The following is a 21,750-nucleotide window of genomic DNA, read 5'->3' as shown; positions in this document are numbered from 1 at the left end:
CCCATGGACCCCGGCCTTCGCCGGGGTGACGGGTGGTGATTTGATTTAACACTGCCCCAACGCATCGACGCGGGCCTGATGGCGGCCGCCTTCGAATGCGGTGTTTAAAAATTCTTCGACGCAATCAATGGCGACCTGAATGCCAATAATGCGGGCGCCGAGCGCCATCACATTTGCGTCATTATGCTGGCGCGTCAGGCGCGCCATGGTCGCATCCGTGCACAGGCCGCACCGCACCGCCGGAAAACGGTTGGCGGCAATCGCAATACCGTTGCCAGACCCACAAATCACAATGCCCCGTTCCGCCCGGCCATCGGTAATGGCCTGCCCCATGGCTTTGCCGAAATCGGCATAGCTGACCGAATCCACACTGTTGGTTCCCAGATCGATCCAATCAACCCGGTCGGCAAAATGGGATTTCAGGGCTTCTTTCATTGCGAAGCCCGCATGATCGCAGGAAATGGCCAGGGTCTGACGGTTGGGCATACCACGATATCCTGTGTCTGAGTTGTGGGAGACACAATATATAGTAGGCCCTGCCCCGGGGAAAGGGGCTTAGGCGGGAATAATGCCCTTTTTCTTCAGGGTATATTCCAATTTTTTCAATGCGTTACGCTCCAAAATCGGCTTGGGCGTGTTGGCCGGGCCCTGAATAATGGCTTCGGTCAGGGTTTTGACGTCCATGGCCGAGACCCGCACAATCGTGCCGATCTGCTGGAATTCGATAATTACTTCGCGGTTTTTAAGCGGGTTGTCGGTCATTGTCTGAATCCATGTTCAACCATATAGTACCCAAGGTCAAAAAATTTAAAAACTGGGAAGTTCTAAAAAATGTCTGCGCAACCACAAACAAAACCATCCAAACCCGCCCGCCCCGTTTTCCAATGGGAAGACCCCCTGTTGCTGGACGAGCTGCTCAGCGACGATGAACGGATGATCCGCGATACGGCGCACGATTACTGCCAGAACAAATTGATGCCCCGCGTGCTGGAGGCCAACCGCCACGAAAAATTCGACCCCGCGATCATGCGCGAAATGGGCGAACTGGGCCTGCTCGGTGCCATGCTGGAGGGTTATGGCTGCGCCGGTGTATCACAGGTGGCTTACGGCCTGATCGCGCGCGAAGTGGAACGGGTCGATTCCGGTTACCGCTCCGCCATGTCGGTGCAATCCTCCCTCGTCATGTATCCGATCCACACGTTTGGGTCGGAGGAAATGAAACAGAAATACCTCCCCAAACTGGCCACCGGCGAATTGATTGGTTGTTTCGGCCTGACCGAACCGGATGGCGGGTCCGACCCGTCGGGCATGAAAACCCGGTTGAAGAAAAGCGGATCGGGTTACGTCCTGTCCGGGTCCAAACAATGGATCACCAATTCCCCCATCGCCGATGTGTTCGTGGTCTGGGCCAAGAATGATGATGGCGATATCGTTGGCGTCGTCCTTGAAAAAGGTATGAAGGGCTTAACCGCACCGAAGATCGAAGGAAAATTCTCCCTGCGCGCCTCCATCACCGGCGGCATCGCGATGGACGAAGTTCCGGTCACCAACGACATGATCCTGAACATCAAGGGCCTGACGGGTCCGTTCTCCTGCCTCAACTCCGCCCGCTATGGCATTGCATGGGGTTCGATGGGCGCGGCGGAATACTGTTTCCACATGGCCCGTCAATATACGATGGACCGCGTCATTTTCGGCAAACCACTGGCCGCACAACAATTGATTCAGAAAAAACTGGCCGACATGCAAACGGAAATTACGCTCGGCTTGATCGCTGCGTGGCGTCTGGGCCGATTGCGCGATGATTACCGCGCCGCACCGGAGGCCATTTCAATGCTGAAACGCAATAACTGCGGCAAGGCGCTGGACATCGCCCGCGTCGCCCGCGACATGCTGGGCGGTAACGGAATTTCCGATGAATACCACGTCATTCGCCACGTGATGAATTTGGAGGCCGTGAATACATATGAAGGCACCCATGATATCCACGCGCTAATTCTGGGGCGTGCTATAACCGGACTACAGGCCTTTAGCTAAGGAACTGCGTGCATGCATTTTGATGATGAACAGGACCCGTTGAACGAAATTCTGGCGCTGGCCAGTGCCGAGGCGGCCCACCGCCCGGAATTTTACCGGCGTTTGATGATATCGGACATTCTGGTCATCGGATCTGCGGCTGGCCACGAAGACAACGACGATGATATCGCGCTGAAAGGCGGTAGCAGCGTACAAATTCAAAGCTGGTCCAACCGCGAAGGACAGAATGTCATCCCGTTCTTCACATCCTTGCACGAATTGATGAAATCGACGCAGGATGAAGTGCCCTATCTGCGCCTGCCCGCCAAGGCCTTTTTGGAAATGACCCAAGGCACCGCTTTGGTCCTGAACCCCTATTCCGACCACGCGAAAGAATTTTCGCCGGAAGAAATTGAAACATTGCTGGATGGTGGCACGCCAGGTGCCACGGGCGAACGCATGGTGGTTGAAAAGGACACGCAAGTCGTGATCGGCCAGCCGAGCGAATACCCCAGCACGCTGATCCACTCTCTCACCACCTATTTCGCCGGCGAACACGCGGTGCACAGCGCATGGCTGGCCGCCATTGCCTATTCCGGTGGCGCGGAACCACAACCCCATATTCTGGTCGGCGTGGTCACGGACGAACACCATTTCGAACGCATCTCCGCCGAAGCGGGCAGCATTGCCGCCGACGTAATGCCGGACGAAGTTGTCGACATTCTGTTCATTGACCGGAAGACGATTGACGAACCAACGGGCGTTTCCGCCTACCTGATTCAGGAAACCCAACCCTTCTACGAAGCCCGCTGGGGCCTCGACCCGCATGGGCATGATGGCGGGCACGCGTAATACGCTTTAGGGCGATACGTTCCTGAACACGAGACAATGGGTATGGTGGTAGTCATCCGGCACCTTGCGGCCGGTCCACGCAACAATCGTTTCGCCCTCCAGCCGCATGGATTTTCCGATGACCAAACTCAGGTCATGCACCAGCGGCGTATAGGTTGCACCGGATAGATTATCCGCATGCACGACAACCACAGCCCCCCGCTTCATCACGGTTGCCAGCCGCGCATAAATCACACCCATGCGTTTTAAATACCGGTCATATCCGGCCTGTTTCGGGTTTCCGGCATAAAGCGGGTTCCATTTGTCCGTTATTCGCATGAAGGGTGGCGACGCCATGCAGAAATCCATCTTCGGAAATCCAAATTTTTCCATCGCACCCGCATCACCGCAGACCATATTGGTCCAATGATCCAACTGCCCCGCCACCCATTCATGGCGGTGGGCATCATACTCAATGCCAAACGGCACCCGCCCCAATTCCTCAGCCACGAACAACGTCGTCCCCAACCCCGCAAACGGATCAAACACCCGGTCGCCACGTTTGGTGTAGGTTTTGATAAAATGCCGGACCAACGACTCCGGATACTTAATCGCATTATCCTCAAACGGCGGCGGATCGCGGTCGAGGACGTAAGGGAGATCGAGATGCAGGGGGAAGGATGGGCGTGGCATTATTGAAACTTACGCTCCAGATTCAGACGGAATTTTAACCTTGGTGTTTCATATGTTTCATGCGGATTTTCAACATAAAGCCACCTTTTCTCCGGATCCCATAAAATCGGGCGTCCTGTTTTCATCGTTTTCAACGTATCAGCAATCCGCCCTTCCGGAACATCATTATTCAGAATGAAAATCGCTGCGCGTACCAAATCTGTCATTGAAACAATATTATGCGCATATTTTACAAAAGCCTCTCTTTTCTCAAGAGACGAAAACAATTGATGTCCCATGCTCGTTACAACAAATCCCGATTGAGATAACGCCCACAGAATAATATTTTCACCCTTATCAAGATACGTATTGGAACAAATATTGTGTTCCTTTTCGGCAAAAAACTCGGCGGCCGTTTTTTTAACCAACTCAGCATTCAAAACCATACAGTATTGCACGCGCCTTGCCTCTGCCGGTGACACCCCAAAAAAAGCATAAGAAACCAATGACGACGCAGCCCAATCATCTGCAATAATACTACCCATATTTACATCACCTAACGTTTCAAACGGCAAAACGTTTAACAAATCAGCGTCCAGATCAATTGCAATTTCCGGTGAATCAAAGAGCATGGTCTCTAATGCACTTATATTCGTCCACCACAAAACAAAGCCAAGCCCCTTATCCCTGGAGTTATCAGCCCCTTTGATAATTTTATTATACGCAGACATAAAACGAACCCAATCAGCGACGGCCTTTTTCTGCTCTCCACGCCCTTGCATGGATAAAATATTCCCAGCCTCAACACTAGCAAGATCTATAAGAAGATCCATATTGTGATTTACTGGTACTGGATTGTATTTTTTGTAACTTGGAATCTCCTGAAAACGCGCCCATGCACGTCGATTGCTTTCAATTATGCTTTGGACGTCGCCGCTCCCGCCATTCGGACACCAGTCAGAATCTGATCTTTGATCCATGCTATAAAGACATTCCACACCTTCCTTGCGCATATCACCAAGGAAAAATATTTCATCTTTTTCGCGCTCTAATGAATGCCGCGAAATCAGATCGTCGGACACATCTGTATAAAACTTTATCCGCAAAGCTTCCTTCATTTTATTGACTGAATTTATGTAGAAAGCGGATTTTTCACGGCCATATTCGTAACTATCCTCCACATTTTCAGGCGCAGATAGCCCAGCCATAGCAATAGCCAAATTGCCATCCCAATCCGGCGCCGGGCGTTCATAAAGCGCCTGCCTCTCTGACGCATTGAACGTCAGCGGCTCACGCATCAGATTAAATGTAAGAACACTTAAAAACAGGAACCATGCTGCATAGAAAACACCTTGTGTGTAGAAACAAATCCCATGCCAGATTTTGCGCCATCCATGACGCATTTTAGTTTCTTTTTTACGCCAAGCATCTTGACCTTTTTGCCTCAGGGCAAATCGGGCACCGCTAATACGTTCAATGAACGTATGCTCAACGGGGGAGAAAAAATCGTGAAGAACAATTATCCCACCAAAGAATGACGAAAAAATAATAACCTTCATCACAATGTATAGATCTATAATCCCACCGGACATCACATAGATCAGCCCCATCACACCAAAACCAATCATTGTAGGGCGCAGAAAAATGAATTTCAGGGCGGTCTTTACACTTACCCGCCCTCCATCCGCATCAACAACGCCGACGCCGTTAACAAGTCCCCAAAGCCCGACATAACCGAAAATCCGCAACAGAATAAATGACAGGAGCGAACAACCCAAAATGAACAGCAAAGATACACCGACAAAATGACTGACCACGCAATCAGTGACGCGCCAACCGTAATACTCGTTCAGGATGCCATGAAGCGATAGAAAATCAGCCGGGATCGCACATAAATCGGAAGGAATTATCCCACTCTCCGCCAATGGCACAAAGAGCACAATGGCAAAAAAAAGGGCTAGCCACCAACAACCATCCATCCCACTTTTCGCTGTCGCGGGCTGGAACTTCTTCAGCTTTAATGAATAATAATCCCTGCCCGCCATAATTCCCGATCCGTTAGGTTATCACCTTCAACCCCAGCGCATCAGCCAATGCGATCGCATAGTCACGCGCATCGTTGTCGTTGGCGAAGGTACGGGCGGGGAGGTTTTTGGAGCGGTTGGTGTGGATCAGGGTCACGCAATACAGGTCCGTGCCCTTTTGCAGGTCAACCGACACGCCGACATATTCCGTTGGGAACAAGGCGTCGGGTTCGCGGGCCGCGCCGAGGCCGGATGGTGTTAAGGGGAAGATTTCGATGCGGCGTTCCGTGATGCGGAAACGGGCATAATTGCGGGTGCGGGGAATAATCAATGCGCGCACGGCAACGAATTCTGTAACCAGCAAGACCGCCAACACGGTCAGGACAATTCCGGCGTGCTGAAAATCCGGGTCCGATAATAAAAAGCCCGCCACAACCAACCCGGTCGCGGCGGAGCCAAAAACCATCATGCGCAGGACATTCACCCAAGGCGATTGCCCATCAATCGGGAAATGTACGCGGGATGTAGGGGACGCCAGCGATGATACAGGAAGATCGTCGATCATCGTTTTCACCGGGATGGCCCCCAAAACCCTTAATCGAAATCTTCGGCGGACAAGGCCCCTGTGAATCCGGTTTGCGCGGCCCAGAACCGTTCCATCAGATGGAGGGTATGGTTCAGGTCGCTCAGACGCTGGGTGGTCAGTTCGGTACCGCCCAGTTTTTCTTCGTGGCGTTTCAGCATTTGCGCAATCGCATCACGCAGCGCCGTCCCCTTGTCCGACAGGCGAACGCGGATGGAGCGTTTGTCGTGAACAGAACGTTCCTGAATCAGATAGCCGTTTTCGACCATCTTCTTCACGTTATAGGACACGTTGGACCCGAGGTAATAACCACGGATGGTCAATTCACCAACCGTCAAATCATCTTCGCCAATGTTATAAAGGATCATCGACTGGACGTTGTTAATGTCCTGCACGCCGCGGCGGTCCAGCTCGACCTTCAGCACGTCGAGGAAGTAACGGTGCAACCGTTCAATCAACTGGATGGCGTCATAATACGGTGTGGTCACTGTAGATGCTCCGTCTTGAAAGCGTGAATACGCGAAAATGTGGAAGGACGACCGGGTCGCAAAACCCTGAATCCTAATTGAATCATAACCTTAATATGGCGGGTGACAAGTTAAATTTCCTTTAAGCACCCCGCTCAAGATTTTCGTCATACCGGCGAAGGCCGGTATCCAGTGGGCAGATCGTATGGATACCGGCCTTCGCCGGTATGACGAAAAAGATTGGGTTACAAGCCATCCAAATCCGGGTACTGATCTGAAAAATACGCCTCAACCATGGCGGCACTCACCGCGCCCAGCGCGCTTGGGTTCCAATGCGGGTCTTTATCCTTGTCCACCAAAGCCGCCCGAATGCCTTCGTAAAAATCGTGATCGCGCATGAAGGCGATGGCCAGTCGGTAATCCATTGCCGTGACCGCATCAAAGGACGCACCTTGCATCCGGTGTATATAATTATGGGTAATTTTCAAACTCAGCGGCGCCCTTGTTTTTACAATACGCATCGTTTCGTTTATAAAATTATTCTCTGATTTTTCAGCCTCTTGTAGAATATTCTCAAGGTGAGATTCCACTTTAAAAACATCCACAATCGCTTCCGCATTCCGTGCCAGTGCAGACGCCCCAGCGCCGCCATTTCCGGTCGGCAACAACCCCGCAATCGCCCCCTCCGCTGCCTTTGCATCAACACTGGCATTCACCGCATGAATGATGGACGTCATCAAATCATCGTGATCGGCGGACGGCACAAACACATCCGCCAACCCGGCATAAAGCATATCGGATGCCGGAACCGCCTGCCCCGTCAAAGCCAGCCACAACCCCACACCGGGGGATGATGTGCGTGTCAGAAAATAAACCGAGCCCACATCGGGAAAGAATCCAATGCCCACCTCGGGCATGGCGAATAATGTTTTTTCGGACGCGATACGGAAACGGCACGGCCCCGCCACGCCATATCCACCCCCCATCGCAATCCCGTTCATGAAGGCAACGATTGGCTTCGGGTAATGGAACAAGGCCCGGTTCATGCGGTATTCATCGGCAAAATACACACGCGCAATAGCGGTCTTTGCATCGGGATCGATAACATTCACCCCGGCCTCATACACCGCCTTTACATCACCACCCGCGCAAAAGGCCCGGTCCCCGGCCCCGCGAATGATAATGGCCCGAATACCATCATCATCCCGCCACGCATCCAATGCCGCATGGATCCCCCGGATCATCCCAAGGGTCAGGGCATTCAACGCCTGCGGGCGGTCCAGCGTTAAAAACCCAACGGATCCGTGGGTTTCAACGCGCAAATGGGGGTTGGTTTCGATGTGTGGTGCCATAGTACGCTCTGAAACTCCATCTTGAACAAGATTGCATGCGGCCTAAATCCTGTAACGAATGACGCCCATTTGCAACCCGGCAACATCACCATAACCAATAGGGAAAATAAGCCCTAAATCCCTTAACTAAATAGTAAATCTCGCCTGCCAGACTGGGGGCTCCAAAGACCCGCACCGGACAGATTCGTCCGGCGGATTCAGCGTATATTTCTATAGGGAGCTGTGACGGCTCGAAAATCGGCATGGCAGACGACAAGCTCGATAAAATCAAAAAACAACGCGACCGTTTCCTCGCGTTTTCGTTTGCGACGTCCGACCTCCTGATCGAGGTGGCCGAGGACGGAACCATTGCCTATGCGCTGGGGGCCGCGCGTTCTCTGGTCGGCATTAACGACAAAAGTCTGATGGGCCTTCGCTGGCTCGACATGTTTTCCCCCAACGATCGCACCACCCTGTCCAGCATGAAAGAACGCGCCCGCATGGCACAGCGTTGCGGCCCGGTTCTGGTGACACTGGAAGAGACCATTGGCGGCGGGCACCAAGCCCTGCTCAGCGCCATCCGCATGCCGGACAGCGACAAGTTTTATCTGTCGATCGGCTTCTCTAACGTCCTGATGTCCAAACATGCGGAAGAGGTGAAGTTTTACGAAGACCGCGAGCTTCTGGATAAAGAAAGCTTCCTGGCTGCCGCGAAGGAAGCGCTCGATCTGGCAAAATCGCTGGGTCAGGATCTGGATATGACGTTGCTGGACATCGCCAACATTGGCGAAGTGCGTGGCCGCATCGGCGACGAACAATGGAACCAGTTCCGCGATGCCATGACATCCCTGCTCAGTTCCAAATCCGTTGACGGTCAAGCCGCCGCAGAAATTGCCGATGGGCGTTATAGCGTCATTCACGATAAAGCCATTAATGCCGATATGTTACGCGGTGAAATTGAGAGATTGGCTAAAGAAAGCGACCCGACCGGAACGGGCTTTACGGTTGAAAGCAAAACCGTTTCCGCCGATCTCTCAACCCTGAGCGACCGCGAAACGACCAAAGCGCTGATTTACACCATCAACGAATTCGAGCGGAAGGGAACATCCCTCTCTATCGAAACACTGAACTCCGGCTTCAAAGCCTATGTCAGCGTCAACGCCCAGAAGATCAGCCAGTTTAAAACCATGGTGGAACAACTGGCCTTCGATCTGCACTTCCAACCCATTGTGGATTTGAAGACGGGCGATGCCGTACACTTTGAAATGCTGTCCCGTTTCCGCGACAACACCCCGACCCAGGAATGGATCATCTTCGGTGAAGATATTGGCATGGCCGCCGATTTCGATATTGCCGTGTGCGAGCGCGCCATCAATTACCTGCTCTATAAATCATCCGGGCGGCGGACGAAGTTTGCTGTGAACCTGTCCGGCCAATCGATTCAAAATGAACAGTTTTTCAAGACCCTGCACGCCAAGCTGCTGATGAACAAAACGCTGTCCGACCGCCTGATGTTCGAGATTACGGAATCCACCACCATCCAGGATCTGGATATGGTGAACCATTTCGTGAAGATCCTGCAGGATGACGGGTTCAAGGTCTGTCTGGACGATTTTGGCGCGGGCTCCGCCTCGTTCCAGTATCTGCACCGCATTCACGTTGATTATGTGAAAATTGACGGGCAGTACACAAAGAAGATCCTGAATTCCGAACGCGACGCGATTATGGTGAAGAACCTGAGCCAGATGTGCCGCGATCTGGAAATTAAGGTCATTGCCGAAATGATCGAAACACAGGATCAGGCCGACAAGGTCCGATCACTGGGGATTGGCTACGGTCAGGGCTATCTGTTCTCCAAACCCATGCCGAAACCGGAGTACACAAACTGGATGCAGGCCGAGAATACATAGGATACAATCAAACCGCTCAGTTTCATTAACTCACAAGCAACGGCTCCGCGTTCACTATGAAAATTTTCGGTATTATCTTCGTTTTTGCGACGGTCTTTGGCGGCTACCTGTGGGCTGGTGGTCATATTGGCCCCATTCTCGCCGTTCTGCCGTATGAAGGTTTGATCATTATCGGTGCTGCCATCGGCGCATTCCTGATCGCCAATTCGATGCACGTCGTTAAACACACCCTGAAGGAACTGAACTGTCTGGTCAAACCGGAAGCGCACGGCAAAAGCGATTACATGGAATTGCTGAGCATGCTGTACATGACATTCAAACTGGCGCGGACAAAAGGCTGGCTGGCGCTGGAACAGCATATTGAACATCCGCATGACAGCGAATTGTTCAAACAATTCCCCGCCTTTGCCGCGAACCACCATGCGACGACGTTCTTCTGCGACTATCTGCGCATTATCTCACTGGGCAACGAAGACCCGCACCAGATCGAAGCGCTGATGGACGAAGAAATTGAAACCATCAACCACGAAGCCATGCACCCGGCCCATGCCGTACAGACCATGGCCGACGGTATTCCGGCGCTGGGTATTGTGGCCGCCGTTCTGGGTGTTATTAAAACGATGGGGTCCATCACCGAACCACCGGAAGTTTTGGGTAAGATGATCGGTGGCGCGTTGGTTGGTACGTTCCTGGGCGTGTTCGTGGCCTATGGTATCGTCGGCCCGACAGCCGGTGCGCTGGGCACCAAAGCTGAATCAAAAGTCATGTATTATCGTTGCATGAAGGTTGCCGTGATCGCCTTCCTGAACGGCGCCGCGCCACAGGTGGCCGTTGAATTTGCCCGTAAATTCCTGCCCCATCATATTCAGCCAAGCTTCCTGGAACTGGAAGAAAAACTGAACGAACTGCCGAGCCCGGGTTAAGGCCTCGCGAAGGATAATCCGCCATGAGTAAAGGCAAAGGGTCGAAGGACGACAAGGCCCCCATTATTATAAAACGTGTGAAGAAAGTCGCGGGCGGCCACCATGGTGGCGCGTGGAAAGTGGCCTATGCCGACTTCGTGACCGCGATGATGGCATTTTTCCTGTTGCTCTGGTTGCTGAACGTCACGACCGAAGAGCAACGCAACGCCATTTCCAACTATTTCGACCCCACCCACCCGAAAATATCCGAGAGCACCAGTGGCGCTGGCGGCATTATGGGCGGCACCGCGATGTCGACCGAAGGGGCGATGACATCGACCATGCAAAACATCTCCCTGCCCCAGACCAGCGGCACGACGACCAAAAGTTTCCAGCGCGGCGAAAGCGGTGAAGAAAAACCCGAAGATACGGCGACAGAAAAACAACTGGAGCAACTGAAAGCCGAATTGGCCCAAGAAGAAGAAAAACGCTTCGAAGAGGCCAAGCAGGAGCTGGAGAAAAAAATCGGGGAGAATCCGGAACTGGCCGAATTGGCCAAAAACCTGATGATTGATATTACACCGGAAGGCCTGCGCATTCAGGTCGTCGATCAGGAAGGCGACCCGATGTTCCCGAAGGGCAGCGCCCAGATGTTCGACAAAACCAAGAAATTGATGAACGCCGTATCCGAAGTCGTGAAGGCCATGCCGAACAACGTATCGGTTCGCGGCCATACCGACAGTTTCAAATACCGCGCTGGCGCGACATACACCAACTGGGAACTGTCCGCCGACCGTGCCAACGCAACGCGCCGCGTTTTGATGGATGACGGCATCCCGGAACCACGCCTGTCCGACGTTGTGGGCAAGGCCGATACCGACCATATGTTCAAGGATAACCCGCAAGATGCCCGCAACCGCCGCATCAGCATTATCTTGTTACGCGATGATCTGGATAAAATTGCGACGCAGGAACTGGAAAAACGCGGCGTGAAGATGGACCAAGCCCCCGCCTCCGATCCAACCAAGGACATCAACCAGAAACCGGTTGGCACGTTCAAACGGACACCGGGTGAGGTTTACTTCCCTTAAGCGCCCTTCTCCCATCCCCTGAGTTGTCATTCCCGCGAAAGCGGGAATCCATTGAGACTACCCATCTTCTGTATGGATTCCCGCTTTCGCGGGAATGACAACATATGGGGGTGATCGCAATAAAAAATCCCCGCACATCGCGGGGATTTTTTATTAGTCGAATTTCGGTGTGCGGGGGAAGCCGTTGGGCGGGAGTTTTCCGACCTGGGCCCGTTCGCCCAGCCAGCCTTTGACTCCGTCCACTTTCTTCTCGCTGGAACCAGAGCGGAAGGTCAGGCCCTGCTTCATGTTGAACGGCTTGGCATCGGCCAATGTGCCGTCCTTGATTTTCTGCAGGGCGACGCCCTTGCCCTTGGCCATTTCCGGAATTTGATCCAATGGGAAGACCAGCATTTTGCGGTTAGTGCCAATCACGGCCAGATGGTCGTGGCCGGGCAGAATTTCGACGCAGATTTTGGCTTCGCTGCCCGTATCGACGTTCAGAACCTGCCTGCCATTTTTGGTCTGGGCCAGAACATCCTTGGTCGCGACGATAAAGCCACGGCCATCATCGCTGGCGACCAGGAATTTTTGGTCCGGGTTGTAAATCATCGCGACCAGAATATCGGCATCGTTCGGCAGATCGATCATCAATCGCACAGGTTCACCGAACCCACGGCCCGAGGGCAATTTATCCGCCCCGATCGTGTAAAAACGACCATTGGTGGCGAACAAGGCAATTTTATCCGTCGTCTGGCATTCAACTTCAAAGCGGCCTTTGTCGCCGTCCTTGAACTTGAATTCCTTCGGATCGTGGCCATGCCCCTTCATCGCGCGGATCCAGCCCTTGGCGGACAAAATCACGGTGACGGGTTCTTTATCAATCGCGGCCAGCGCCTCTTCCAGGTTTTCAACTGCGGCCGGGGCCGGTGTTTTTCCGATCACGCTGCGGCGTTTGCCCAGTGCGGTTTTTGGACCGAACATTTCTTTCAGCCCCTCCACCTGTTTACGGATGGCCGCCCATTGTTTGGCTTCGGATTTGATCAAGGCTTGCAACTGGTCGCGTTCTTTCGACAGGCCCGTGTGTTCTTTCTTGATCTCGATTTCTTCCAGTTTGCGCAAGGAGCGCAAACGCATATTCAGGATCGCTTCGGCCTGAACATCGGACAAACCGAACTTCTTCATCAATTTCGGTTTTGGTTCATCGCTTTCGCGGATGATCTTGATGACCTCATCGATGTTCAGATAGACGATCATATAACCGTCCAAAACCTCGATCCGGTGCAGAACCTTGCCCAGACGATGATTTGATACGCGGACCAGAACTTCCTGACGGTGTTTCAGCCATGCGGACAAAACCTCTTTCAGGTTCATCACGCGCGGGGTAACGCCGTTATCCAGAACGTTCATGTTCAGCGAGAATCGCGTTTCCAGATCGGAATTGCGGAACAACGCTTCCATCAGCAATTCGGGTTCGATCAGTTTGGTTTTCGGCACGAGGACGAGGCGGATATCTTCCGCGCTTTCATCCCGCACGTCGTCCAGCATCGGAACCTTTTTGGTGACGATCAATTCGGCCAGACGTTCAACCAGTTTGGATTTTTGAACCTGATACGGAATTTCGGTGACGATGATCTGGTATCCACCGCCTTTCAGCTCTTCCTTCTCCCAGCGCGCGCGCAGGCGGAAAGAACCGCGACCGGTTTCATACGCGGTCTGAATGTTTTCCTTTGGCTCGACCAGAATGCCGCCCGTCGGGAAGTCCGGCCCCTTGACGTGTTTCAGCAGGTCTTTCACCGTGACGTCGCCATCATCCAGCATCATGCTCATGGCATCGCACAGTTCGGCGACGTTATGCGGCGGAATGTTGGTGGCCATACCCACGGCAATACCGGATGACCCGTTGGCCAGCAGGTTCGGGAACGCGCCCGGCATAACCAGCGGCTCCTCCCCCGATCCGTCATAGGTCGGGCGGAAATCAACCGCGTCCTGATCGATGTCTTCCAACATCAATCGCGCGACTTCAGTCATTTTGGCTTCGGTGTAACGCATGGCGGCCGCGTTATCGCCGTCAATGTTACCGAAGTTCCCCTGACCATTCACCAGCGGATAGCGCACCGCGAAATCCTGCGCCAGACGAACCAGCGCGTCGTACACCGACTGGTCCCCGTGCGGGTGGAATTTACCGATGACGTCACCGACCACACGCGCCGATTTTTTCGGGCCTTGGTCCGGGGTCAGTTTCAGTTGGTCCATCGCAAACAACAGGCGGCGGTGAACCGGCTTCAACCCATCGCGCACATCGGGCAGCGACCGGGACATGATGGTCGACAAAGCGTAAGAGAGATACCGTTCCGACAGAATATCGCCCAGCGATTGGTCAATCACTGCGGTCGGGGGGGACGGAGGGGTCTGATTCGTGGTTTTTTTACGTGGTGCCATGGCCGGAATTTAACGCCCCCCAAGCCAAAAAACCAGCGGATTTGCGCAGTTTTCCCCCGCTTGAGGCCCGTCACCCCGGCGAAAGCCGGGGTCTTCGTCCATTATGGCTGGAAGATCCCGGCTTTCGCCGGGATGACGCCCCTATTTCAGGCCGCCCGCCCCACCCGGTCAAACCGGTCCTGTAAAATCAGGCGCGGTTCGGGCAGGCCCCGCGTGTGGTGGACAAACACCCAATGTTCCAGGAAATGGGCGTTCATTTTCAGGCCTGTCAGGACATCGTCCACCCCGGCCTGCCCCGCGCCATCCAATCCCGGCGATTTCAGGAAGCCCGGCAGGGGCAGAAGTTTTTCCTTATAAGGCGCGGCGGCATCCACACTGACCGCGCGGCCGGATTTGGGGCTGATATAGGCCAGACGGTTGGAATCCCCCCCCGCGACACAGCGCGAGAAATCCAGCCCGAACCCCAATTCGCGCATAAAGGCAATTTCCCACATCACATAGGCCGCGCCCCAGATATCGTCATTGCCCATCGTATCCAGCAAGGCCAGCAAGCCGTGGAACAATCCCGGATGGGCCTCACGCTCCGGCAGAGCAAAATCACACAGCGCGCACGCCGATGTCAGCGCCGCGAGTTTCAGCGGATCACTTAATAATGGTCCGGTAATGGCCCGTTCGGGTTCAATGGCAAAGCTGCCCAGCTGCTCCGCGACACGGGACCGCCATTCCACCTGCACCAGATTGCCCGGTTCCAGAATACCGCGCAGGCGTGATGACCCCGCCCCGCGCACATACCCGGCGTGGCGGCCATAGGTTTCGGTTAAAACCGAAACCACCGCCCCGCCCTCGCCATGCGCGCGGACGGCCAGAACAATTCCATGATCGCGCCAGTTTTCCATGATTTTACTTTATATGATGCAGCCATAAAAAAACGGCCCAAATGGCCGTTTCTTAAAACTTATTACCAGCTACGAACCTTGCCCGTATCGACATGGACGAAGTCGCTGCGGGAATAATAGCCGACCCCGCCCGCTTTCAGGCTGATGGCCTGATCGCGCAAGCGACGCGTGGAATAGCCCGGCGCCCGGATGTCGATTGCCTGCCCCACCATGTGCAGGGAATTTTTGGCAACCCCGCCGCTGGCCTTGCGCAACATGGTGTTGGTTTTCGGCGAGCGATAGCCCGACAGAATTTCCAGCGGCTGGTTTTTGCCGATTTTCTGTTGCAGAACGAACAGGATATCAATGGCGCGCGGGTCGATCGGGAAGATTTCATTGGTGCGGAAATCACGCAGAACGACGTTCAGACGTTCAAACGCATCGGGCAGATAACGATTGCCGATCCGGTAAACCCCATTGAAGCTTTCGTTCGTATGGGCATTGTGAATGGTAACGCGATAAGAGTCCGCCTTGGGCATCTTCAGAGCAGCCAGTGCGGGCGCGGACATTAAACATCCACCAGCCCCGGTGACCGCAGCCATCATGCCGAACTTCAAAACATCACGACGACCGATCAATGGCGATGCGCCATTTTCATTGTCGAAAAGCATTTCTCTTTTAACCTTTGTTGTTTCAGAGATGCGAGGCTGGAGTATTGCCTCTGAGAGTCCCTATGTAAAGACCCGAAGCCAATTTTATGGCTTCGGGTCCACATCAACAAGGGCGCAGATTAGTGCGCTGAAATACAAAGATTATTTTCTACTGAATTGCAGGATTCTGGGAAATGGCCGCAAATTTCACCCCATCCCTATCCGGAATCGCATAGGCTTTCATATCCTTTAGGACGGCCAAAAGACGCTGATCTTCCCTGTATATGTCCGGCCCGTAGACCAATTGGCCCCGGTTATCCAGCCAGACGGTCTGGTACAGGAAGTACACGGGCAGCTTCTGTTCCGCCCTCACCTCGGAGGTCGAGCCCCGGGCGATCAGGCTGTGCATCCGGTCATCACTCCATCCCGGGTTCGGGCCGAGGATAAAACGAGCCACCTTCTCCGGATCCGCCATACGAACACAGCCGGAGCTGAGCGTCCGGTCATTGTTGGCGAACAGGCCCGGTGAATTGGTGTCGTGCAGGTAAATATCGTACTGGTTCGGCATCAACACGCGGATACGACCCAGCGCGTTATTGTCGCCCGACCCTTGCTGCATGTTCAGGCGGGCCAGATCGGACCGGGTCATGTTGGCCCAATCGACGGATGCCGGGTCCACCGTTTCGCGGCGACCTTCGATCACGCGGTAAACTTCGATGCCTTTATCCTGCAGATAGTATGGGTCTTCCTGCAAGCGCGGCAGATAATCTTTGGTCTTGATCGTGGTGGGTACGTTCCATTTCGGATTGAAACGGATCCCCGTGATTTCCGTGGTGAAGCTTTTTGTTGGGCGATCTTTGCGCCCAACGATCACCGGCATCTGGGCGGCAACATCATTGCCCTCCACCGCCCACAAGGTTGCGGACGGAATATTCACCAGAATATAGCGACGCGGTTTTTCCTGCTCCAACCAGCGCAGACGTTCCAGATTCACAATGATCTGTTCCATCTTTTCGCGCACGGATTGATTCATAAAGGCCAGTGTTTTCGGCCCCAGAACGCCGTCTGCGGACAGACCATGCTGCGCCTGAAACTTCATGACGGCGGCGGCCAATTCATCATCATATAAATTTTCTGGTCCGTATGCCGGGTCATGGGATTGCCCCATACGCGCGCGCAATTTTGGAACATTTTTGTGATACTCACCCGGGCGTAACAATCCGCCACCAAAATTCACGGGGCCCGCTTCCTCCGCCGCGCGTTCTGGCGAACGGCTGAGAGTAACCAGTTCATCGCGCAGACGATCATAGAGCGACCCCTGCGGCGCAAGCTCTTCCAATGTCTCTGCCGGATCATCCGATGATGATACCTGCGTCAAGACATCGCTGGCGGCCATTGGCTGGCGCCAATATTCGGCCTTTTGTCTGATGCGGTCCGGGGCCACGCGCATGCCGCTGACATCCTGACCATAGCGCATAACGGCATCACTGATCAGCAGGTCCAGATGCGCTTTGTCCTGCGGGCTTTCGGAACCCGCCAGTGTTTTGATTTGTGTCAGATGATATTGCTCCGGATTCAAACCATGGGTCCATGATTGTTCCAGCACAGCGATGAAATCAGCAATGTCCGTTTCCGCACCATCGCGCCCAACCCAGAGCGGTTCACTGCTCCGGCTGGCATAGGCCGCCTGCATCGCATCGGGATTGCGGAAGGTCCGGCCATCGACAGATCCGGACATTAAATTCGTGGCGATCTCGGACCGGATGATCCGGTTCTCACCAATATTGGCAAAGGGCAAGGCCGCCATTTTCAAGGACGGGCTGGTCGGGCCGTCCACGGTTTCCGCGCGCGCATATTGCGCCGCACCGATGCCGATGGCGACACTGGCCCCGGCAATCATCAGCGATTTAAAAAGACGGTGAGAAAAACGCGCGGACATAATAAGAGGGGCTCCTTTGCACACTCTTCCATTGTCGCGCCAATTGGTTAACAGAGCTTTACCATACAATGGGATAAGGGTCGGAAAGCAAAAATATTATATTTCAATCCGTTACAACGAAAGACCATACCCCTGCACGCCTTTTGGCGCAGGGTTGGCTCACTACATTGTTAAGAATTAGATCAGCAAAATGCGAATCAGAGACTCTTCGCCCGATCGATGGCCTTGCGGAAGGCAATCGGGTCCGCGATGGGGGGCAGGATCACCTCACCCACGCCCATGCCGCGCACCATGACGCGGCCATAGTTGAAGATACGACCGAGGATGGTTTGCAGGACGTTTACGCCCTCAATCCGGTCGATGCTCATTTCACCGACATACCGGGCGACCAGACCGCGTTTGAAAATCAGACGGGATGTTGTGACCGCGATTTCGGTTGTCGCCTTGACCACCATCATCTGCGCAAAGCGCAGCAGGCTGAGGACAAACACCAGAAACGCGCCCAGACGCACAGCCGGATGCAATTCGCGAATTTTGCCAAGATACGTTTCCGCATCCAGCCCGCCCATATAATTGTCCCAGACATACACACCGCCGACGATCACAGCAATGCACCCAACAACGCCCCAGACAATCGCCATCACCGCCTGGACGTTATACATCCAGTGGAAATGCCCGACATAGACGAGCTCTTCATCCTTGTTCAGTGATTGCTGGACATACAGCATGTTGGATTAGTCCCCTAAAGAAATCCCCAGTGCCCGACAAGTATGCACCAAAGTGCTGTCAATATCCACCTGCTGATAGGCGGCGATGGCGTCCTCGATCGCGACGTCAATCACCTGACGGTTTTGCCAGGCCACCATACGCCCGAATTTACCCTCTTCGATCAAATCAACGGCCTTTACGGCAAAGGCGGTGCCCAGCAAACGGTCATTATAGCTTGGCGGGCATCCGCGCTGGACGTGGCCCAGCACCGTGACGCGGGTTTCGGACCCTGTGGCCTCGGCAATTTGCGCGCCGATATACTGGCCAATGCCGCCATAGCGTTTTTCGCCGTCGGTGTATTCGGTTTGCACCTTGCCGCCATCGGTCGTTTTTACGGCTTCGGACACAACGACCAGCGCGAAGTTCCGCCCGGAATCCTTCACGGCCTTGATCTTCTTCGAAACGCTTTCGATGCTATATGGAATTTCAGGGATCAGGATGACATCTGCCCCGCCCGCGATACCGGCGGCCAGTGCGATATGGCCCGCATCGCGGCCCATCACTTCCAAAATCATCACACGGTCATGGCTGGCCGCTGTTGGTTGCAGGCGATCCAGCGCCTCGGTCGCAACCGCAACCGCCGTATCAAAGCCCACGGAAAATTCGGTCATGCCGATATCGTTATCGATGGTTTTCGGAATACCCACCATGTTGATACCGCCCTGCTTCGCCAGCTTGCTCAAAATCGCGAAGCTGCCGTCGCCGCCGATACCAATAATGGCATCCAGCCCCAAAGCCTTGAACCCGTCGACGATTTCGCCGGAACGATCTTTCAACGATCCATCGGCCATCGGGAACGCGAACGGGTTGCCCTTGTTCGTGGTGCCCAGAATCGTGCCGCCTTGGCGCATAATCTGCCCGTCAATTTCCAGCGGGGTCAGCGTGCGCACAGCCGGGGGCGTTTTAAACAAACCCGCCGTTCCGTTCAAAATACCAACGGTTTCCCAGCCCTTTTTATGCGCCGCATGAACCGCCCCGCGAATAATCGCGTTCAGGCCCGCACAATCACCACCGCTGGTCAGAATACCGATGCGTTTCGCCGCCATACCACCCTCATCTCAAATTTGTCGTTTATATTCAGATTGTTATACGGGAACTTCGCCCCTTGATCCAGCGCAGATTACGCCCGCGCGGGCGGAAGTTCAATTCCTTCTTACATCCCAATGGATTATCTGGTAATATTATTCCCTTGTTTAAACGACAACCTGTTGAGTTGCTTGCATTCCCATGGAAGACGAAGAATCATTGCGTGAAAAGCTTATCGAGCTGAAACACGAACACCGTGATCTGGATGAAGTGATTGAACGGTTGTTGGAACGCCAGCCCGTGGACTTTCTGCAACTGCAACGGTTGAAGAAACGCAAGCTGACGCTGAAAGACACGATCCAGAAGATCGAAAGCCAGCTTCTGCCGGACATCATCGCCTAATATCATTATGTAAAAATACAGGCTTTTTCCCGCCCCTTCTGCTTGTGAGGGGGTGCCGGGAATGCTAAACCGTTCATCGTCTTTCACTTGTAACATCTGTTGAAACAACCATGAACGCAAAAGCCAGTCCGATGAGCAAACCAGCCATGAGTACCGCCGCCCCCCGCATTGAAACCGACTCGTTCGGTGAAATCGCCGTTCCGTCCGATCATTACTGGGGCGCGCAGACGCAGCGCTCTCTGCAGAACTTCAAGATCGGTACCGAAACCATGCCGAAACCGCTGGTCCGCGCCTTGGGTGTGCAGAAGAAAGCATCGGCCATGGCGAACATGGATCTGGGCATTCTGGACGCCAAGATCGGCACCGCGATTGTGCAGGCCGCCGAAGAAGTGATTGATGGCACGCTGGCCGACAATTTCCCGCTGGTCGTATGGCAAACGGGATCGGGCACGCAAACCAACATGAACGCGAACGAAGTGATTTCGAACCGCGCGATTGAAATTCTGGGCGGCGTGATGGGCAGCAAGAAGCCCGTTCACCCGAACGACCATGTCAATATGGGCCAATCGTCCAACGACACATTCCCGACCGTGATGCACATTGCCGCCGTGGAAGAAGTTCACCATGAACTGCTGCCCGCTTTGGAAAAACTGCATTCCGCGCTGGATATCAAAGCCCGCGAATTTGAAAACATCGTCAAAATCGGCCGCACCCATTTGCAGGATGCAACGCCGATGACGCTGGGCCAGGAATTTTCCGGTTACGCCAAGCAAATTGAACTGGGCATTGCCCGCGTTCACACCGCGGCCCCGCGTTTGATGCAACTGGCCCAAGGCGGCACCGCCGTTGGCACGGGCATCAACTGCAAAGTTGGCTTTGCCGATAAATTTGCCGAGCACGTCGCCACCATTACGGGTCTGGAATTCGTCAGCGCCGAAAACAAATTCGAAGCACTGGCCGCCCACGATGCCATGGTTGAATTGTCCGGTATTCTGAACGTCCTGTCCGTATCGTTGATGAAGATTGCGAACGATGTGCGCTTGCTGGGTTCTGGCCCGCGCTGCGGCATTGGCGAAATCTCCCTGCCGGAAAACGAGCCGGGTTCATCGATTATGCCGGGCAAGGTCAACCCGACCCAGTCCGAAGCCATGACCATGGTGTGCGCGCAAGTCATGGGCAACCATGTCACCGTGACGGTCGCGGGCAGCAACGGGCATTTTGAATTGAACGTGTTCAAGCCGGTCATTATTTACAACGTCCTGCAATCCATCCGCCTGATCGCCGATGCGTGCAACAGCTTTACCGACAATTGCGTCGTCGGGATCGAAGCCAACACGGACCGGATCAGCAAGCTGCTGCATGAAAGCCTGATGCTGGTCACGGCATTGAACCCGCATATCGGGTACGACAATGCCGCCAAGATCGCGAAGAAGGCCCACAAGGAAGGCACCACGTTGATGCAGGCCGGTATTGACCTCGGCCTGTTGACCGAAGAGCAGTTCCGCCAGTGGATCAAGCCGGAAGACATGGTCCACCCAAAGGACTGATCCGGCCACCATGCGCAAACATTCGGTGAAGATTGCAGGACATCCAACCAGCATTACGCTGGAAGATGAATTTTGGACCGCCCTGCAATCCATCGCCAAAACGCGCGGGCAGACGATCAACGATCTGGTCACTGAAATAGATGAAGGGCGCGGGGAGCATAACCTCTCCAGCGCCCTTCGTGTTTTTATTTTGGATTATTATAAGAATAGCTCCGTTTAACCCTATCCGTCATTCCGGCGCAGGCCGGAATCCATACAACCTATCCAATGGACCCCGGCCCCAGTAATCATTGGC

General features: G+C 54.1%; 21 protein-coding genes. 8 read left to right on the top strand and 13 right to left on the bottom strand.

The annotated features are described in order from the left end of the window. Window positions 1–45: 45 nt before the first annotated feature. Complete coding sequence (rpiB, locus tag ACSC94_RS02655; RefSeq protein ID WP_435641523.1) at window positions 46–486, bottom strand: ribose 5-phosphate isomerase B; 441 nt, start codon at window positions 484–486, stop codon at window positions 46–48. 69 nt (window positions 487–555) lie between these two features. Further along, on the bottom strand, window positions 556–762 hold the full coding sequence (locus ACSC94_RS02650; protein WP_014102539.1) for a DUF6898 family protein: 207 nt from the start codon (window positions 760–762) through the stop codon (window positions 556–558). A 69-nt stretch (window positions 763–831) separates the two neighbouring features. On the opposite strand from ACSC94_RS02650, the gene ACSC94_RS02645 reads away from it, so the two are divergent. Together ACSC94_RS02645 and ACSC94_RS02640 are read left to right on the top strand one after the other, a co-directional pair. Further along, the gene (locus tag ACSC94_RS02645) at window positions 832–2,037 is read left to right on the top strand and encodes an acyl-CoA dehydrogenase (RefSeq protein WP_435641522.1); all 1,206 of its coding nucleotides are present in this window, start codon (window positions 832–834) and stop codon (window positions 2,035–2,037) included. A 12-nt stretch (window positions 2,038–2,049) separates the two neighbouring features. After that, window positions 2,050–2,868: an enhanced serine sensitivity protein SseB C-terminal domain-containing protein gene (locus ACSC94_RS02640; RefSeq protein ID WP_435641521.1), complete on the top strand. Its 819-nt coding sequence runs from the start codon at window positions 2,050–2,052 to the stop codon at window positions 2,866–2,868. A 6-nt stretch (window positions 2,869–2,874) separates the two neighbouring features. On the opposite strand, the gene ACSC94_RS02635 is transcribed toward ACSC94_RS02640, so the two are convergent. The 5 genes from ACSC94_RS02635 to ACSC94_RS02615 form a co-directional block, all read right to left on the bottom strand. After that, the gene (locus ACSC94_RS02635; RefSeq protein WP_435641520.1) at window positions 2,875–3,540 is read right to left on the bottom strand and encodes a DNA methyltransferase; all 666 of its coding nucleotides are present in this window, start codon (window positions 3,538–3,540) and stop codon (window positions 2,875–2,877) included. Continuing rightward, a complete protein-coding gene (locus ACSC94_RS02630) occupies window positions 3,540–5,564 on the bottom strand; it encodes a hypothetical protein (protein ID WP_435641519.1) in 2,025 nt (674 codons plus the stop codon). Before ACSC94_RS02630 ends, ACSC94_RS02635 begins: the two co-directional genes overlap by 1 nt. A gap of 13 nt (window positions 5,565–5,577) precedes the next feature. Next, entirely contained in the window at window positions 5,578–6,108 is a 531-nt protein-coding gene (locus tag ACSC94_RS02625; RefSeq protein WP_435641518.1) for a hypothetical protein, read from the bottom strand. 29 nt (window positions 6,109–6,137) lie between these two features. Next, on the bottom strand, window positions 6,138–6,614 hold the full coding sequence (locus ACSC94_RS02620; RefSeq protein WP_435641517.1) for a MarR family winged helix-turn-helix transcriptional regulator: 477 nt from the start codon (window positions 6,612–6,614) through the stop codon (window positions 6,138–6,140). A gap of 224 nt (window positions 6,615–6,838) precedes the next feature. Continuing rightward, the gene (locus tag ACSC94_RS02615) at window positions 6,839–7,945 is read right to left on the bottom strand and encodes an enoyl-CoA hydratase/isomerase family protein (protein ID WP_435641516.1); all 1,107 of its coding nucleotides are present in this window, start codon (window positions 7,943–7,945) and stop codon (window positions 6,839–6,841) included. Window positions 7,946–8,187: 242 nt separating this feature from the next. Here ACSC94_RS02615 and ACSC94_RS02610 point away from each other — a divergent pair, with 242 nt between their 5' ends. The 3 genes from ACSC94_RS02610 to motB are packed head-to-tail and all read left to right on the top strand — an operon-like array spanning window position 8,188 to window position 11,827. Next, entirely contained in the window at window positions 8,188–9,834 is a 1,647-nt protein-coding gene (locus ACSC94_RS02610; protein ID WP_435641515.1) for an EAL domain-containing protein, read from the top strand. Between the two features lie 56 nt (window positions 9,835–9,890). Continuing rightward, a complete protein-coding gene (motA, locus tag ACSC94_RS02605; RefSeq protein WP_435641514.1) occupies window positions 9,891–10,757 on the top strand; it encodes a flagellar motor stator protein MotA in 867 nt (288 codons plus the stop codon). 23 nt (window positions 10,758–10,780) lie between these two features. Further along, window positions 10,781–11,827, top strand: coding sequence for a flagellar motor protein MotB (gene motB, locus ACSC94_RS02600; RefSeq protein ID WP_435641513.1), 1,047 nt, complete (start codon window positions 10,781–10,783; stop codon window positions 11,825–11,827). 153 nt (window positions 11,828–11,980) lie between these two features. On the opposite strand, the gene parC is transcribed toward motB, so the two are convergent. The 6 genes from parC to ACSC94_RS02570 all read right to left on the bottom strand — a co-directional run bounded on the left by parC (window position 11,981) and on the right by ACSC94_RS02570 (window position 19,526). Then, window positions 11,981–14,248 (bottom strand): DNA topoisomerase IV subunit A, encoded by a 2,268-nt coding sequence (parC, locus tag ACSC94_RS02595; RefSeq protein WP_435641512.1) that lies wholly within the window; start codon window positions 14,246–14,248, stop codon window positions 11,981–11,983. 146 nt (window positions 14,249–14,394) lie between these two features. Further along, window positions 14,395–15,144 (bottom strand): DNA repair protein RecO, encoded by a 750-nt coding sequence (gene recO / locus ACSC94_RS02590; RefSeq protein ID WP_435641511.1) that lies wholly within the window; start codon window positions 15,142–15,144, stop codon window positions 14,395–14,397. Window positions 15,145–15,206: 62 nt separating this feature from the next. Then, window positions 15,207–15,794: a YcbK family protein gene (locus tag ACSC94_RS02585; RefSeq protein ID WP_435641510.1), complete on the bottom strand. Its 588-nt coding sequence runs from the start codon at window positions 15,792–15,794 to the stop codon at window positions 15,207–15,209. 148 nt (window positions 15,795–15,942) lie between these two features. Further along, a complete protein-coding gene (locus ACSC94_RS02580; RefSeq protein ID WP_435641509.1) occupies window positions 15,943–17,712 on the bottom strand; it encodes a L,D-transpeptidase family protein in 1,770 nt (589 codons plus the stop codon). 197 nt (window positions 17,713–17,909) lie between these two features. Beyond that, on the bottom strand, window positions 17,910–18,440 hold the full coding sequence (locus ACSC94_RS02575; protein ID WP_435641508.1) for a PH domain-containing protein: 531 nt from the start codon (window positions 18,438–18,440) through the stop codon (window positions 17,910–17,912). A 6-nt stretch (window positions 18,441–18,446) separates the two neighbouring features. Continuing rightward, on the bottom strand, window positions 18,447–19,526 hold the full coding sequence (locus ACSC94_RS02570) for an ATP-dependent 6-phosphofructokinase (protein WP_435641507.1): 1,080 nt from the start codon (window positions 19,524–19,526) through the stop codon (window positions 18,447–18,449). A 181-nt stretch (window positions 19,527–19,707) separates the two neighbouring features. On the opposite strand from ACSC94_RS02570, the gene ACSC94_RS02565 reads away from it, so the two are divergent. The 3 genes from ACSC94_RS02565 (at window position 19,708) to ACSC94_RS02555 (ending at window position 21,675) form a co-directional block, all read left to right on the top strand. Next, window positions 19,708–19,908: a YdcH family protein gene (locus ACSC94_RS02565; RefSeq protein ID WP_435641506.1), complete on the top strand. Its 201-nt coding sequence runs from the start codon at window positions 19,708–19,710 to the stop codon at window positions 19,906–19,908. Window positions 19,909–20,054: 146 nt separating this feature from the next. Continuing rightward, window positions 20,055–21,455 (top strand): class II fumarate hydratase, encoded by a 1,401-nt coding sequence (gene fumC, locus ACSC94_RS02560; protein ID WP_435641505.1) that lies wholly within the window; start codon window positions 20,055–20,057, stop codon window positions 21,453–21,455. Window positions 21,456–21,465: 10 nt separating this feature from the next. Then, entirely contained in the window at window positions 21,466–21,675 is a 210-nt protein-coding gene (locus tag ACSC94_RS02555) for a ribbon-helix-helix domain-containing protein (RefSeq protein WP_435641504.1), read from the top strand. Window positions 21,676–21,750: the final 75 nt, after the last annotated feature.

It is taken from the genome of Micavibrio aeruginosavorus (assembly GCF_051245535.1).
GTDB classification, from domain to species: domain Bacteria; phylum Pseudomonadota; class Alphaproteobacteria; order Micavibrionales; family Micavibrionaceae; genus Micavibrio; species Micavibrio aeruginosavorus_D.
The sequence above is the reverse complement of the archived record's forward strand: the minus strand, read 5'-3'. Positions and strand labels throughout refer to the sequence as shown.

What these genes read in the sequence shown, in the direction of transcription:
- rpiB (WP_435641523.1), bottom strand. Translation starts at nt 486, where the DNA reads ATGCCCAACCGTCAGACCCTGGCCATTTCCTGCGATCATGCGGGCTTC.
- ACSC94_RS02650 (WP_014102539.1), bottom strand. Translation starts at nt 762, where the DNA reads ATGACCGACAACCCGCTTAAAAACCGCGAAGTAATTATCGAATTCCAG.
- ACSC94_RS02645 (WP_435641522.1), top strand. Translation starts at nt 832, where the DNA reads ATGTCTGCGCAACCACAAACAAAACCATCCAAACCCGCCCGCCCCGTT.
- ACSC94_RS02640 (WP_435641521.1), top strand. Translation starts at nt 2,050, where the DNA reads ATGCATTTTGATGATGAACAGGACCCGTTGAACGAAATTCTGGCGCTG.
- ACSC94_RS02635 (WP_435641520.1), bottom strand. Translation starts at nt 3,540, where the DNA reads ATGCCACGCCCATCCTTCCCCCTGCATCTCGATCTCCCTTACGTCCTC.
- ACSC94_RS02630 (WP_435641519.1), bottom strand. Translation starts at nt 5,564, where the DNA reads ATGGCGGGCAGGGATTATTATTCATTAAAGCTGAAGAAGTTCCAGCCC.
- ACSC94_RS02625 (WP_435641518.1), bottom strand. Translation starts at nt 6,108, where the DNA reads ATGATCGACGATCTTCCTGTATCATCGCTGGCGTCCCCTACATCCCGC.
- ACSC94_RS02615 (WP_435641516.1), bottom strand. Translation starts at nt 7,945, where the DNA reads ATGGCACCACACATCGAAACCAACCCCCATTTGCGCGTTGAAACCCAC.
- ACSC94_RS02610 (WP_435641515.1), top strand. Translation starts at nt 8,188, where the DNA reads ATGGCAGACGACAAGCTCGATAAAATCAAAAAACAACGCGACCGTTTC.
- motA (WP_435641514.1), top strand. Translation starts at nt 9,891, where the DNA reads ATGAAAATTTTCGGTATTATCTTCGTTTTTGCGACGGTCTTTGGCGGC.
- motB (WP_435641513.1), top strand. Translation starts at nt 10,781, where the DNA reads ATGAGTAAAGGCAAAGGGTCGAAGGACGACAAGGCCCCCATTATTATA.
- parC (WP_435641512.1), bottom strand. Translation starts at nt 14,248, where the DNA reads ATGGCACCACGTAAAAAAACCACGAATCAGACCCCTCCGTCCCCCCCG.
- recO (WP_435641511.1), bottom strand. Translation starts at nt 15,144, where the DNA reads ATGGAAAACTGGCGCGATCATGGAATTGTTCTGGCCGTCCGCGCGCAT.
- ACSC94_RS02585 (WP_435641510.1), bottom strand. Translation starts at nt 15,794, where the DNA reads ATGCTTTTCGACAATGAAAATGGCGCATCGCCATTGATCGGTCGTCGT.
- ACSC94_RS02580 (WP_435641509.1), bottom strand. Translation starts at nt 17,712, where the DNA reads ATGTCCGCGCGTTTTTCTCACCGTCTTTTTAAATCGCTGATGATTGCC.
- ACSC94_RS02575 (WP_435641508.1), bottom strand. Translation starts at nt 18,440, where the DNA reads ATGCTGTATGTCCAGCAATCACTGAACAAGGATGAAGAGCTCGTCTAT.
- ACSC94_RS02570 (WP_435641507.1), bottom strand. Translation starts at nt 19,526, where the DNA reads ATGGCGGCGAAACGCATCGGTATTCTGACCAGCGGTGGTGATTGTGCG.
- ACSC94_RS02565 (WP_435641506.1), top strand. Translation starts at nt 19,708, where the DNA reads ATGGAAGACGAAGAATCATTGCGTGAAAAGCTTATCGAGCTGAAACAC.
- fumC (WP_435641505.1), top strand. Translation starts at nt 20,055, where the DNA reads ATGAGTACCGCCGCCCCCCGCATTGAAACCGACTCGTTCGGTGAAATC.
- ACSC94_RS02555 (WP_435641504.1), top strand. Translation starts at nt 21,466, where the DNA reads ATGCGCAAACATTCGGTGAAGATTGCAGGACATCCAACCAGCATTACG.